This is a genomic window from Novosphingobium sp. AAP93, from assembly GCF_001296055.1.
Taxonomy (GTDB): domain Bacteria; phylum Pseudomonadota; class Alphaproteobacteria; order Sphingomonadales; family Sphingomonadaceae; genus Novosphingobium.
On sequence record NZ_LJHZ01000108.1, the window covers coordinates 1 to 14,391 of the forward strand.

At 65.6% G+C, this 14,391-nt stretch carries 10 protein-coding genes; 1 reads left to right on the forward strand and 9 read right to left on the reverse strand.

Annotated elements, in window-relative coordinates:
- A partial coding sequence (zapE, locus tag IP83_RS16075; protein WP_156309782.1) for a cell division protein ZapE occupies positions 1-1,080 on the forward strand: 1,080 nt, incomplete at its 5' end.
- 331 nt (positions 1,081-1,411) lie between these two features.
- Here zapE and IP83_RS20935 read toward each other — a convergent pair.
- The 9 genes from IP83_RS20935 to IP83_RS16120 all read right to left on the reverse strand — a co-directional run bounded on the left by IP83_RS20935 (position 1,412) and on the right by IP83_RS16120 (position 14,391).
- The gene (locus tag IP83_RS20935; protein WP_231625092.1) at positions 1,412-3,616 is read right to left on the reverse strand and encodes an EAL domain-containing protein; all 2,205 of its coding nucleotides are present in this window, start codon (positions 3,614-3,616) and stop codon (positions 1,412-1,414) included.
- 162 nt (positions 3,617-3,778) lie between these two features.
- Positions 3,779-5,668 carry an XrtA/PEP-CTERM system amidotransferase gene (locus IP83_RS16085; RefSeq protein ID WP_054123246.1) on the reverse strand — a complete coding sequence of 630 codons (1,890 nt, stop codon included), beginning with the start codon at positions 5,666-5,668 and terminating at the stop codon, positions 3,779-3,781.
- Positions 5,669-5,681: 13 nt separating this feature from the next.
- Complete coding sequence (xrtA, locus tag IP83_RS16090) at positions 5,682-7,241, reverse strand: exosortase A (RefSeq protein WP_082364776.1); 1,560 nt, start codon at positions 7,239-7,241, stop codon at positions 5,682-5,684.
- Complete coding sequence (locus tag IP83_RS16095; protein WP_054123247.1) at positions 7,231-8,445, reverse strand: TIGR03087 family PEP-CTERM/XrtA system glycosyltransferase; 1,215 nt, start codon at positions 8,443-8,445, stop codon at positions 7,231-7,233. The genes xrtA and IP83_RS16095 overlap by 11 nt, the downstream gene beginning before the upstream one ends.
- Positions 8,442-9,503: a FemAB family XrtA/PEP-CTERM system-associated protein gene (locus tag IP83_RS16100; protein WP_054123248.1), complete on the reverse strand. Its 1,062-nt coding sequence runs from the start codon at positions 9,501-9,503 to the stop codon at positions 8,442-8,444. Before IP83_RS16100 ends, IP83_RS16095 begins: the two co-directional genes overlap by 4 nt.
- Positions 9,500-10,405 carry an XrtA system polysaccharide deacetylase gene (locus tag IP83_RS16105; protein WP_197274409.1) on the reverse strand — a complete coding sequence of 302 codons (906 nt, stop codon included), beginning with the start codon at positions 10,403-10,405 and terminating at the stop codon, positions 9,500-9,502. The genes IP83_RS16100 and IP83_RS16105 overlap by 4 nt, the downstream gene beginning before the upstream one ends.
- Positions 10,406-10,427: 22 nt before the next feature.
- Entirely contained in the window at positions 10,428-11,618 is a 1,191-nt protein-coding gene (locus tag IP83_RS16110) for an AAA family ATPase (protein ID WP_054123249.1), read from the reverse strand.
- A 20-nt stretch (positions 11,619-11,638) separates the two neighbouring features.
- Positions 11,639-13,396, reverse strand: coding sequence for a hypothetical protein (locus tag IP83_RS16115; protein WP_054123250.1), 1,758 nt, complete (start codon positions 13,394-13,396; stop codon positions 11,639-11,641).
- Between the two features lie 2 nt (positions 13,397-13,398).
- Complete coding sequence (locus tag IP83_RS16120; RefSeq protein ID WP_054123251.1) at positions 13,399-14,391, reverse strand: AAA family ATPase; 993 nt, start codon at positions 14,389-14,391, stop codon at positions 13,399-13,401.

Genomic DNA, 14,391 nt, shown 5'->3' on the forward strand with positions numbered 1-14,391 from the left:
GCAGGCGAACTGAAGCCTGATCCTGAACAAGCCGCTGCCGCCGCCCGCCTCGACGCCCTCCAGCGCGATCTGGAGCGCCCCGTCCCGAAACCCGGCCTCGTCGGCCGCCTGCTCGGCAGCAAGCCCCCTGCCCCTCCGCGCGGGCTCTACATGTGGGGCGGTGTCGGGCGCGGCAAGTCGATGCTGATGGACTTGTTCCACGATACGCTGGAAGCCGGGCCCAAGCGCCGCGCGCACTTCCACGAGTTCATGCTCGACGTTCATGCGCGGTTGCGGGTGGAACGGCAGAAGGAGCGCGGCGACCCCATCCCCCCCGTCGCCGCCGCGCTTGCCGCCGAGGCGCGCGTGCTGGCGTTCGATGAAATGGTGGTGAACAACAGCGCCGACGCGATGATCATGGGGCGCCTGTTCACCGCGCTTATCGCCGATCTCGGCGTCACCGTGGTGACCACCTCGAACCGGGCACCGGGCGAACTCTACAAGGACGGGCTCAACCGGGAGCACTTCCTCCCCTTCATCGCGCTGATCGAGAACCAGCTGGATGTGGTCGCACTCAACGGCCCGACCGACTACCGCATGGTGCGCATGCAGGGTGTCGGCACCTGGCACGTGCCCAATGGTCCGGAGGCGACGGCAGACGTGCGCGAGGCGTTCTTCCGCATGACCGACTATCCGCCGGAAGACAGCGTGCATGTCCCGGCGGGGGCACTTGATCTGGGCGGCGGACGCGTATTGCATGTGCCCAAGAGCCTGAAGGGCGTTGCCGTGTTCAGCTTCAAGCGCCTGTGCGGCGAGGCACGCGGTGCTGCGGACTACCTCGCGATTGCGCGCAACTACCACACGGTGATCCTGGTCGGCATCCCGAAACTGGGGCCGGACCAGCGCAACGAGGCCGCGCGGTTCGTAACGCTGATCGACGCGCTCTATGAGCACAAGGTCAATCTGATCGCGACCGCCGATGCCGAGCCTGCGGAGCTCTATCCGGCCGGCGACGGCCGCTTCGAGTTCGAACGCACGGTCAGCCGTCTGATCGAGATGCAAAGCCGCGAGTATCTCGCGCTGGGCCACGGCGAGGCTTGAGATTCAGAACGTTTTCGACGTAGCCCAGCAGCAGAAGCAACGCTCGCCAAATGTGCGCTCTTCAATTGAAGGCTGACGACGAATGTCGCACCTGGCGCCTTGGTTAATTGCTTAACGCCATCCAGTCTGCTCAACGCAGACAGAGCAAACGCGAAGGACCTCGACTCACCGAGGAATACCCAGCCAGAATCAAAAAGCGGGCATCTGACAACCAGAATACCCGCTATTGAGAAAGGATTAGGATACGAGGTACCGCCAGATCGACCACATAAAAGCCTCCGTAAGGTTTTGGTAACCCTCGGATAGCATTATCAAGCATGGTTAACAAGCATTAAGCTGTTCGAAATTGGAGGAGGCTCTCGTCGTAGGCCTTCTCAAGCTGCTCGAAGGCTTGTGGCCGCCCAAGGTGATAGCCTTGGGCAAGATCGCAGCCCAGATCGCGGAGCACAGCCAGCGTTTCCGGATCTTCGATACCCTCGGCAACGACTGTCTGCCCTAGTGCGTGGGCAAGCGAGATCGTGTTGGCGACGATGGTCGCATCGCGCGGACTGGAGGTAATCCGCGACACGAAGCGGCGATCGATTTTGAGTTCGTCGCTGGGCAGGTCGGCGAGGTAGGCAAGACTCGCCTCGCCGGTGCCGAAATCGTCGATCGACAGCCGGAAGCCCATCTCCCGCAGCCGAGTGAGATTCTGGCACGCCACCGGGCGGTTGCGCACACTCGAGGTCTCGGTCACCTCGACCGTCAACAGCGTCGGATCAATGCCACGGCGTTCAACGATGCGCGCGAAATTGGCCACGAGGTCAGACTTGTCGACCATCTGAGCGGACAGATTCACGCTCATCTGGAAGCGCGGTCCGCGCGTATTCAGCGCGAGCGCGGCGGTGATGGCAAGGTCCAGAACCCAATAGGTCAAGGCATCGATCCGACCCGCTCGCTCGGCTTGCAGGATGAACGCATCGGGAGAAATGGGTCCACGCGTCGGGTGGTTCCAGCGGATCAGCGCCTCGGCGCCGCAGATCCGGTTTTCGGCGATGTGCCACTGGGGCTGGTAGGCCAGCCAGATGTCGCCATTGCGCAGCCCTTCCTCGATGCGCGCATGCAGCGAAAGCTCCCAGGGTGCCTCCGCGAGCCGCTGCGCCTCGAACAATTCGATGCTGCGTCCGTTGCTGAGCGCCTCGTTTGCGCTGGCCAATGCAGAATTGACCCGGGTCGAGGTATCAAGGCCTTCATTGCGATCGAGGCCGAAGTGGATGTTCGTATCGAATGTATAGCTGCCGATGATGAGAGGGGCGGCGAACAGCGCGCGCAAGCCCTCTAGGTGATCGAGTTGCATCTCGAGGGGCCGCGCCTCCTCACACCAGCCGAACTGGCCGCCTTCGCCATGGTAGATGGTAGTCGTACCCGATCCAGCCGTGATGCGCCGAGCGATCTGGCGTGCCCATTCTCCGTGCAGTTCGCGCGGCAAAGTCGTTAGAATCTCTTCATACCGCGCGATCACAGCGACAACGAGGTCCGAACCCACCGGCAGAGGATCATTGGCAAGCGCCAGCAGATTGGGCAGGCCCGATGCGCTGGTTAGCTGGATGCGGCGGATTCGCTTTTGCCAAAGGCGCAAGCCGCCATAGGTTGCAAGGAACAGGATTGCGCAGTCCGGTGGGAACACGATCCCCTGCAGCCGCAGCGCCATCGGCAGCAAGAGAGTTGCGACGAGTGCAAGGGTATAGAACATGGCCTTGCGCCGCCCTGCGGCCCCGGCTCCCAGCGCAACCAGCGCGACAACCAGAATGAGGATCGGCAGTGATCCCAAAAACTGTCCGAGCGACAACGAGAAAGGCAGTTCAAGGCCATGTGCGCCTGCAATATCAAGCGCGATGGCTGGTACCATGCCATGGCCGAAGTAACGCACCGCGGATACCCGGTCCGGAGCCGTCACAATGACCGTCCGACCGGTCAGCGTGCTGGCTGGGATCGTGTTCTCAAACAGGCGCTGCGAAGGAAACTGGCGGATCGTATCTGGATCGACGGAAAAGTCCGGGAAGTAGGTCCGTTCGAAGCCTGAATGTACGCCCGTAAGCTCGGTGCTCAGGGTCGTGTAGACGCGATTGCCGTCAAACACCTGGTACGGCGCAGCAACGGCATTTTCGAGGAAGTTGGTCTGCCATGTCGAGAGTGCCACACGTGCACCACCGATGATCCGTCGCGGCGGCATGGAGAAAGACTTGCCGTTGAAGTTGTTTGCCTTTTCACCGCGAGCGACAAAGGTAATGTCATCGCCGAAGCTCCGGATAACTTCTGCCATCCGAGCATCGCCGTCGGCGTTCTCTCCTGCGGGAATGGCGGCGTCGAAGATGACGCGACGAGGCATCTGCACGCGCAGCCGACCGAGCAGGTTCGCCAATTCCGCTGTAGTCCAACGCGGACGATCGTTGACCGTCACAAGTACGATGCTGTCCTTTGCGCTGTGCTCTACGTTTTTGTACCCGACGTTCCAATAGACGTGAGCAATCGGCTCCCCGAGCGCGAACGTTGCCATCAGCAACGTGGCGACTAGGGACAAGCCCAATGTTGATCGCAAAAACTGACGCATGGACTGCCCAAAACGGGGTGGTGACACCCGGGCTTAATCCACAATGGTTGATATTGGTTTAAGGTTCACCAGCCAGATTCAGCTATGAATGTTTTCAAGATATTGAATTTAAATAATTATCCTCAAACTTCGGTCCAGCATCAGCAATTGCCAGATCAAACGGCTGTGGTCGCTTGTTCCAGCGATATGCGCCTCGGCCAGCGCGGCAAGGCGGGCCGTGTCGAACCAGCCGGTGCGTGCAAGAGTGCCGCCATGAGCCACCTGCCGGGCCTCCCCTGCCAGCGGTCCGCGCAGCCAGGCTGCGATCGGCGTCACGAAGCCCATTTTCGGGCGGAACAGGATGTCCTCAGGCAGATAGCGGCGCATTGTCTGCTTGATCAGCCACTTGCCGGTCGTCCCGCGCACGCGCAGCCGCTCCGGCAGGCGCGCACCGAATTCGATCAGGCGATGGTCGAGCAGCGGCTCGCGTGCCTCCAGGCTGACGGCCATGCTGGTGCGGTCGACCTTGGTCAGGATATCACCCGGCAAGTAGAACTTGAGGTCGGCGTACTGCGCGCGGTCGAGCCCGCTGCGGGCCGGAGCACCGCGCATCAGCTGAACGAACGGCTGTTCAGCGCGATACCCCCCGCGCAACCGCCGGAATTCGTCGGAATAAAGCGCGCTGCGCAGTTCAGGACCAGTCACCGCCAAGGCGCGCGCATAGCCCTCCTCGCCGCTTCCGGCGAGGCTGAGCAGCGTCGTCTTGGCCCGCAACGGGCGCGGTGCCCAATCGAGCTTGGGATAGACAGCCCCCAGCCCGCCGAGCAGCGGCTTTCTGAGCGCGCCGGGCAGGAAAGCGCGCACTTGTTCCTCGCGGTGCTGGAAGGTCTGGCGGCGATATCCTGCAAAGGCCTCGTCCGCACCGTCACCCGAAAGCGCAACGGTCACATGTTCGCGCGCCAATTGCGAGACTCGCCAGGTCGGCAAGGCTGATGCATCCGCGAACGGCTCGTCGAACATGGCAGCGAGCGTATCGACCTGCGCGAAGTCATCGGCGCCGACGCTGCGCTGATGATGCTCGGTGCCGTATTGCGCGGCAATCCGCCCGGCATATTCCGTCTCATCCAGCGCCTTCACATCGAACCCGATCGTGCAGGTCTTGACCGGCTCGCGGCTCGCCTCGGCCATCAGCGCGACGACGCTGGAGCTGTCCACCCCGCCCGACAGGAACGCCCCCAGCGGCACATCGGCTACCATGCGCGAGGTCACCGCCTCGCGCATGTGATGCAGCAGGCGCGCGCCGAGATCGGCCTCGCTGCCGCGCTCTCGCCGTTCGAACGAGACGTCCCACCACTGCACCGGCGGCGGCGGCGGCGCATCATGGCGCAACAGACGGTAGTGGCCTGCCGGCAGCTTTTCCACGCCCTTCAGGATCGCGCGCGTATCGGGCACGAAGCCCCAGGTGAGGTAGTCCTCCACCGCCAGCGGATCGATCTCGCGCCGCAGCGAGGGATGCGCCAGCAGTTGCTTGAGCTCTGAGCCGAAGATCACGCTGCCATCGGCGAGCGTCGCCATATGCAGCGGTTTCACCCCCAGCCGGTCGCGCGCCAGCAGCAGGGTGCGCTGCCTCAGATCATAGAGCGCGAAAGCAAACATGCCGTGGAGGCGTGGCAGGCAGTTCACGCCCCACTTCTGCCACGCGGCGAGGATCACTTCGCTGTCGCCGTCCGTGCGGAACGTCGCGCCGTCTGCCTGCAGCTCCCGGCGCAGTTCGCGGAAGTTGTAGATCTCGCCGTTGAACACCAGCATCGCCGTGCCGTCGGACGAGGCCATCGGCTGCGGCGATCCGGCAAGGTCGATGATGGCGAGGCGCAAATGGCCTAGGCCGACACCCGGCGCGGTCCACACCCCCTGCCCGTCCGGCCCGCGATGCGATGCGACCGCGCACATCCGCGCGATGCGGTCCGGGTCGACGGGCTTCAGGCCCTCGGTGTGGAAGATTCCGGCGATGCCGCACATGGTGGAGCCGCGCTTACCGGACGCGCGCCATGCGGTCCATCCACGGCGCGATGGGACCGGTGGCGGCTAGGAACGAACGGATCGCGTCCTCGGGCGGCGTAGCCTCATCCGCTTCGGCGGAGAGGATCAATGTCATCGTCGGACGCGGGCGCAGCAGCAGCCGGTCTGCCATGTTGGCGAGTTTGAGGCGAGTATTGCTGCCAGTCAGCAGGTCACCGGTACGCAGCCATGTCACAGCGAGGCGGTGGATCGGCCCCGGCGCCTGGATCACGTCGCTCTTAGCCTCCGGAAAGCCGATTCCCGGCGCTTCCCAAGCCCAGCGGCTGCCCATCGGCAAGGCGCCTTGACCGAAGCCGCCCGCCTCCTTCCCGTCACCTTGCGCGGCATAGAGCGCAAACGAGAGGTCGACGACATGGCCTTTGCCATCGCTATATCGCGCCACCAGCCGGTGATCGGCGCCGGTGTGCAGCGGATGCCATTCGAAGCGCGGGCTGCGATCGTCGAAATGCCAGCCCGGCACCTCGGGCAGGGCGATATAGTCCGGTATGGGCGCCACGATCCGGCTTGCTGCCAAGCTCCATGCAAGGCCTGCGAGCGCGAGAGCTGCGATCCCTCCGAGTGCCGCAGGAAGCGGCAATGTCATTCGCTCCAGCCGCCCGAGCAGTGGCGATGCGGCGATGGCCTCCGCGTCGACCAGCGGCGCATCGACCTTGCGATCAAAAAGGCGCCAGCCGACCGCCATGACAAGGCCCATCACCAGCGCGAAGAATACCCAGCCGTAGAAAATGTGGTCGAAGCTCGCGGCAAACTCGATCCCGCGCCAGCTGGCGATGTAGATCGTGCCCCATGCGCGCAGGCCGTTCGCCAGTACCGGCACGATAACTGAAAGTGCCATGAACCCGGCGCGGCGTCCCCAGCTGGCAAAGCATACGTTCGAGACAAGCGCGCCATAGGCGATCATCGCGACCAGGAATTTCACCCCCGAGCATGCCTCCGCCACTTCAAAATAGCCGAAGCGCGTGGTGATGAAGACGCCGTCGATAGAGGCCGGGATCTGCGTGAGCGCCAGCAGCACCATGGTCAGCTTGGCCGTGATCGTCTGGAGAAACGGGATGAGCTCGTCCCCGAACGGCACCAGCGCCAGCATGTAGCCCAGCGGAAACAGCTGCGCGGCCGCCACGCGCGGGCCAAGCAGCGCCAGTGTCGCAGCTTGCAGCATCACGACCACCGCCAGCTGCCGCGCAAGGCTGAGGCCAGAGAAATCGCCTAGGACCCAGAGGAACACGGCGCCGCCCATCACCACCAGCCCCGGCCACCATGGGCGTGGGGCAAGCTGCGCGGTCTCGCTGGCGCGCTGCATCGCCAGCCAGCCGAGGATCGGCGGAATGAGCAGGATATGGTTGTAGGTCGAGCTGTCCCACCACTGCTGCGCCATCTCGCGCCAGTCGCCGAAGAACAATGCGATCAGGACGAGCCACGTGGCTGCCAGCTGGATCATCGGCGAGCGCCAGTGATCCGGCACACGCGCCATCAGGCCGAGCGGCCTGGCCGGAAGCGCACCTTCAGGCGACATCGGTCTGCGCACCGATCAGCGCCTGCAGCGGTGCCAGCATGCGGTCCCAGCCGCATTCCGCAATCACGAAGCGCCGCGCCGATGCGCCCAGGGCTTCAGCCGCCGCGCGATCCGACAGCAATGCGAGCGCGCGTCCGGCGAGTGCCAGCGGGGCTTCGGCAAGGGCAAAGTGCTCGCCGTCCACGCCGCCGATGCCTGTTGCAGCCGCTGGTGTCAGCAGCACCGGCCGCGCCATGGCCATCGCTTCGAGCACCTTGTTCTGGATACCGCGCGCGATGAGGAGCGGTGCTGTGACAATATCCGCGCCGGCCAGCCAGGGCCGCACATCGGGCACCGCGCCGGTCACCATCGTGCCGCCCACGCCCTCCAGCGCGCGGACCGCCGGTGTCGGGGCCCGGCCGACAATAGCGAAACGGGCTTGCGGGTGCGCCTGCCGGATCAGCGGCATTACCTGATGCGCGAAGAGTTCGACTGCGGTGATATTGGGCGGATAGTCCATCTGCCCGGTGAACACGATCGCTGGCCCCTCGCCCGCCAATTCCGGTGCGGGCTGAACCACACCCGGATCGAACAGCTCGGTATCGATGCCGTTGCCCAGAGCGCGCACGTCTGGCCGCGCGGCGCCAGAAAGGCGGCTTTCGAACAGCGCGCGCTCCTCGCGGCTGACAAAGAGGCTGGTCGTCGCCCGGCGCGCGGTCGCTTCCTCGAACCGGCGCAGGAGCCGCGCCTCTCGGGCATAGAGCAGCCGTCGCGCAAGGGCGCCGGTCTGGGCATAGGCCTCGAATTTTGCCGAATCGACGTCGACAAAGTCCATCACCACGCGGCCCCGGAATTCCGGCGGCACATATTGCGCCATCTGGCCCGAAAAGACAAAGATCGCCGAAATCGGTCGTGCTTCCAGCACCGCATGAACCCAGCGCTGCAGTTTCGCAGACGAGAAGGCAGCGAGGCTGACCGGCAGCCCCTGCCCCAGCGCCGACAAGGCCGCGAGCTGCAGCGGTGCGTTCCGGCGTACAATGCAGTGGCTCTGCGAAATCGCTGCGACCGCGCTTTCCTGCGCAAGATCTGCCGCATCGTCCGCCAGCGCGCCGACATGCACCGGCGCCAGTTCCGCAATCCGGCGCAGAAAGTGGTTCGAGCGGATCTTGTCCCCCCGGTCCGGCGGGAATGGCACGCGGTGCGCGAGGAACAGGACTTCGCTCACGCCAGCCCTCGCGCGATGAACGGCCCGACGCGGTTGGCGACGCTCAAGGGGAGCTTCTGCCACAGCGCGATCTTGGCCTTGTAGCGCGGACTCAGCGGATTGACGTCGCGCGGAGGCGCGCCATCCGCGCTCCACACGGCATAGCTCAGCGGCTGCGGCTCAAAGCCCCAGTTGCGCTTGAAGTTATAGGCCCCGGTATTGGTCTTGGAACGGCCGAAATCGAAGCGGTCGCAGCCCCGAACGCGGGCGTGGCACATCAGCGCGTAATACATCACGTCGTTGGCACGCAGGCTGCGCGCCGCATGCACGCCGCCGCCCCAGTAGGGCATGACGGCACCGCGATGGTAGAGGCTGAGGACCGAGGCCACGGCGCGGCCCTCATGCAGCACGGTGAGAATGTCCGCGTCCTCGCCGAAAGCGTCCATCACCGCCTCGAACAGCGCGCGCGGGAACACCGGCGTGCCGAGATTGCGCACGGATTCGGCATAGACGGCATAGTGCCAGTCGCGGTCCTGCCGCTCCCGCCCGACGCGGACTTCCATCGCGTTCGCCAGCCCCTTGCGCACTTCGGCGCGCTGCTTGCGGGGGATCCAGGTGAGTTGCGCGTCATCATCCGCGGCCAGCGACGCCACGAAGCCGGCATGGCTGTCCTGCTTGATGTGCCAGGCGGAGTCCTCCGGCATCACACCGCCGCGCACTTCGACAGTCGGGCAAGTCAGCCGCCGGGCCAATTCCGTTGCGGCGGCAAAAACCTCCGGTGCGGCATCCGCATCGCCCAGCAAACCGCCACCGACGGCAAAGCCGGTCGATACCAGCGCCCGGCCAAATAGGGGCGAATGCGCGGCGTGGAAGGGCAGCAGCGCGGCAATCGCGCCCTCGCGCTCGGCAAGCAGCACATGGGCCGGGTGGCCGGTAGACCGCGTTACCGCTTCGAGCCACTCCGGGCGATGGAACGGGGTTGCGCCATCAGCCTCAGCGACAAAGCGCGCGATGGCCCCGCGATCACCAGGATCGGCAATGCGTATCCTGGTCAGCGATGGGCGGAACGGCGCGTTCATGCCGCGACCTTTTCGGCATCGAGCCGCGCCGCTTCGGCCGCGACCACAGCGTCCATCCGCCCCCAGGCGAAGGCGCCGAGCAGCCGCTGCAGCTTGCCCGCCATGGCCGAAAGGTTGGTATAGTGCCGGAACCGCGAACGCAGCGGCGCGTCGGTGCGGCGGGGCTGACCAGGATCGACTTCCCACGGATGGAAATAGAACGCCGCCGGCCGGCCATCGTGCCGGTTCACACGGTCGACCGCCCAATGCGAGACAGCATAGGGCAACAGGCGAAAGAATCCGCCGCCCCCCGCCGCCATGCGCCTTCCGGCCAGTTCGACCGTCGTAACCGGCACCTCGACCAGCGGCGAGCCTGCTATCGGGCGGAACGCAAATCGGGGCGCCTCGCGCCAGCCATAGTGATCGTGGACGATAGGCGCGACGCTGGAGGAATAGGCATAGCCATGCTGGGCCAGCACGTCATGCGCCCAGGGTGTGCGCGCATCGATCGAGAAGCTCGGTGCGCGGTAACCGGTCACCGCGCTCCCGCTGGTATCCTCCAGCACCGCCCGCGCCCGCGCGATATCCTCCCCAAAGGCGGCCTCGCCCATTGTGAACACGCGTTTGTGGTCCCAGCCGTGGCTGGCGATCTCGTGACCCTGAGCGGCGATCCTGCGCATCATCCGGGGGTGCCGCTCGGCCACCCAGCCCAGCGTGAAGAACGTCGCCTTGATCCCGGCCTCGTCAAACAGCGCCAGCACGCGGTCGCAGTTCGCCTCGACCCGGCGCTCCAGCCCGTCCCACTCGCCGCGCGCGATCACCTTCTCGAATGCGCCGACCTGGAACCAGTCCTCGACATCGACCGACATGCCGTTGAGCACGGCACCAGAGGGCAGCAGGTGACCAAGATCGGGGCCGGACATGGCGGCGTCGGTCCTTTCAGGTTCAAGCCGCCCGGCGGGGCGTTTCGCTCTCGAGCCATTCGATAAGCATCGTCAGCACATGGCGGATCGCCTGCTCCTGCTCGGCCCCGCGCGCCTCAAGCGCCACGATGCGCTGCTGCAGCGCGCCCAGCGTTGCTTCAAGCGCCTCGATCCGTGCCTCGGTCGCCGGGACCGTAGCCGGGGGAGCGGACATGTCGGCAAGCTCAAGCACGGCCTTCTGCAGCTCGATGATCTGCTCATTGTGCGCCGAAATCGCCTTCTGCAGCCCGGCCAGACCGCTGACTGCAGCAGCGGGAAGCTCCTTATCCGCAGGCGCGGACGCTTCGGGCGCAATCAACGGCGCAGGAGCCGGCACGGGCGCAGCGGGATCGGCCAGCGTACCATCGCGCTCCAGATCGGCGATCACTTCGGCGAGCATCGCGCTGTCGATCCGTGATTTCTGCTCGACCGCACCCATCAACAGCAAGCGGCCGAAGACCTGATTGATCCGGCGCGGCAGGCACCCGGTCACGACCGCGAGGTCGGCAAACAGCCGCTCGTCGAACGCCGGATTGCCGCTCCAGCCCACGCAGGCAAGGCGGTGCATGACATAGGGGCCGACTTCGGACGGCTCCATCGCCTCGAGATGATGCGTCGCGATCACGCGCTGGCGCAGCTGTTCGAGGCGCGGCGAGCCTTGCAGCAGGTCGCGGAACTCGGGCTGGCCCAGCAGCAGGATCTGCAGCAGCGGATGCGCGCCGAGCTGGAAGTTGGAAAGCATCCGCAGCTCTTCGAGCGCCTCGATGGAGAGGTTCTGCGTCTCGTCCACCACCAGCAGGCAGCGGCGCCCGGCGCGGGCTTCCTCATGGAGAAACGCTTCGATCACCGCGAGCGCGCTGGCCTTGTCATGGCCGGCGACGGCGAGCCCGAAGGCGCGCGCCGCCATATGCACCATCTCGCCGCCGTCGAGCCGGCTCGTCACGATCTGCGCCGCCGTCAGCCGCTGGCGGTCGATGGTTGCGAGAAGGTGCGCTGCCAGCGTCGACTTGCCCGCGCCGACCTTGCCGGTGATGACGATGAAGCCTTCACCCTGCGCGAGGCCATAGCCGAGGTAGGACAGCGCTTTGCGGTGCGTTCCGCTCTCGAAATAGAACTCCGGATCCGGCGTGAGCTGGAAGGGCCGCCCGGTCAGCTGGTAGAATGTGTCGTACATCGGTGGGGGACGCCCTTCCTTCAGAAATTGTAGCGCAGGCCGATCTGACCGGTCGCGATCAAGTCATCGGCAAAGGCCTTGCGGTCGAGATAGTCGATCCCGGCCGCCACGTTGCCGACGAGATGGCGCGTGAACTGGTGCGTGATGCCGGCATTGGCGCCGATCGCGTTGACGTCGGCGAGGCTCGAGACGCCGGACTTGTACCAGCTGTCGTAGACGGCGATAGTGAAAGCGGTTGTGCGGTCGATCGGCCCGGAAATCTGGCCGTTGACGTAGAATGTCTGGTCGGTGCGGCCATTGGCGGCTTCGAGCACGGTGCCCTGCGCGCCGATGAACTTGCGGCGCAGATAGCCAGCGCCCAGACCCATTTGCAGCCTGCCCGCCTTGTGGCTGTACGACGCCGAGACGCCGCGCGTGCGGAAGGCCGCCGAAGCGATAGACCCGAGCGCGCCGTTGACGCAGCCCCCGCTTTGCGCGCCCGTTGCGCAGCCCGAGATATCGCCGCTGAACGGATTGCGATTGGCGGTGAAATCTGTCGGAAGCCCGCGCACCGCATTCCCGACTGTGGAGCCGAACCCGCTGACCGCATCGAATACCTCGACCTGCACTGCATTGCGCGCATTGGGCGTATACGAGAACGAGCCGTAGTAGGTCATGCTGTCATAGCGGCGACCGACGAAAGCGCTGAGCGACGTACGACGGCTCGGGCGCCACATCACGCCCACATCCCAGGTGATCCCGGTCACGTCATAAGCGATCTGGCGCGGCTTTGACTTGTCGGTCACATAGCGGCCATCGCTGCCGACCACCGGAATGCCGCCCGGCCCGCGCACCGCATCGCGCGAGGAAACCTTGACATCCTGCCAGCCCACATCACCGATCAGCGCCAGTTCCTGGTTGATCGGCAGCGTCGCCTGCACGCCGGCCCGCAGTTCGCGGACACGCTGGTCGAGGTTGGCGATGTCTTCCTGATTGTACCCTGCGCTCGCGGTCAATCCGATCGGCAGCACCGTGTGCGGCGCGACCCCGACCGAGGCTTGCGCGGACTGCGCGACCGAGTGATTGAAGATATCGCCTTGCGGCTGCGGCTGGCCTGGCGCGAGACCGGTTACCGGCAGGCGCGGCGTGTTAACCTTGGTATAGCCGACGAGGTAGGATCCCTTGACGGCGACTTCGCCGACATGGGTCGAGACTGCAGGCCCGGCATAAAGCGAATAGACCTGCGCCACCCGGTCGCCGGTCTGCACCGACCCGAGCCGCGAGGCCCCGCTTTCATCGAACCGCGTGCGCGTCGCAAGGCCGCCGGCTTCCAGCGTCAACTGGCGCGGGATCAGATCGTGGCGCACGCGGGCGAGGCCCGAAATCGTGTCGTTGCTGACGATATTGCCGCTCTCGGCAAAGCGCCGTTCATAGCGCACCGAGACTGCGCCTTCGGTCCGGCGCCCCTGCAGCGAGGCATCGACGCCGACCGCGACGCTGGTGTAAGTGAGGGTCTCGCTAACCGGCTTGAGCCGGGCCAGTACGCTCTGACTGAGTTCAATATAGGGCTGAATCTTCACGCGACCGGCGCCGCCAGCGCTACCCATGCTGCGCCCACCGCGCTGCTTGCCGCCGCTGCGCCCCGTATCACCGCCGCCCGAAGGCGCGCCGTCCCCACCCGAGATCGCCTCGCTGTCGCCGGGATCGCCATAAGGCAGCGACTGCGCCTGCGCCGCGCCGGAAAGCAGCATGATCGCGAGCACACTGGCCACGAATGCATGGGTCGTTGTGCTCGCCATGGTCATTCCTTGTACCCGTAATAGGTGCCGAAACGGCGGCCGGTGGGCGAGAAGCGGGTGCAGTTGAGCAGTAGCTTGATGTCCTCGCAGCCCGAGAGGATGCTGACTGCGTCGCGCAGCGCGGCCTCGCCGGTCTGGTCCGCCCGCACGACCATCAGCGCCTGGCCGACATGGTGCGCGAGCTCCGACGCCGGGGAAGCGGCAAGCACCGGCGGGCTGTCGAAGATGACAATGCGATTGGGCGCCTGCGCCGTAAGCCGCGCCAGCACTTCTGCGGTGTACGACGAAGCCAGATGCTCGGTATCATGCCCGGTCGAATTGCCTGCGGGCAGCACGAAGAGCCCGGCAATGTCGGTGCCGATGATGCAGTCCTCGACGGCGATGTCCGGATCGGCCAGCGCGTCCATCAGCCCGCGTCCACCCGGCAGTCCGAGCGCCGAAAGCACGCTGGGCTTGGCGAAATCGGCATCGACGAGGAGAACTTCGGTGTCCTTCTCCGCCGCCATCGACAGCGCGAGATTGACCGAACAGAACGTCTTGCCCTCGCCCGGATGCGACGAGCACACGAGGATGCGCTCGCCATGCGCCGCGCCCCGCCCAGCGCGCGATTCTGCCGCTGTCATCAGCAGCTGGCGCTTCACGATACGAAATTCCTCGAGCAGCCCGGTCACCGGCCCCTCGGGCTCGATCAGGCACTGCTCGCGCAGGTGTTTGCGGTCGATCGGATGGAAGGCGCCGCGGAAAGTCTGCCGCGCCGGAATGCCATCAAAAGCGGGCGGTGGCGGTGCCTGACGCGCAGGCGGCGCGACACGCTGGACAGGCTGTGCCGGTTCGCCCGCATCCGCGCTTGCCGGAGCCGGCTCGCGCGGCTCGGGCAGCCTGGGGGCAATCGGCGCCTGGAAAGCACGCAGGTCGAACGTCCCCGCCGCCCGCTCGATCAGCGAGCGCGCTTCGGTCGTGTCCTTGGGAACCGGGATCTTGCTCTGTTCGGTCAT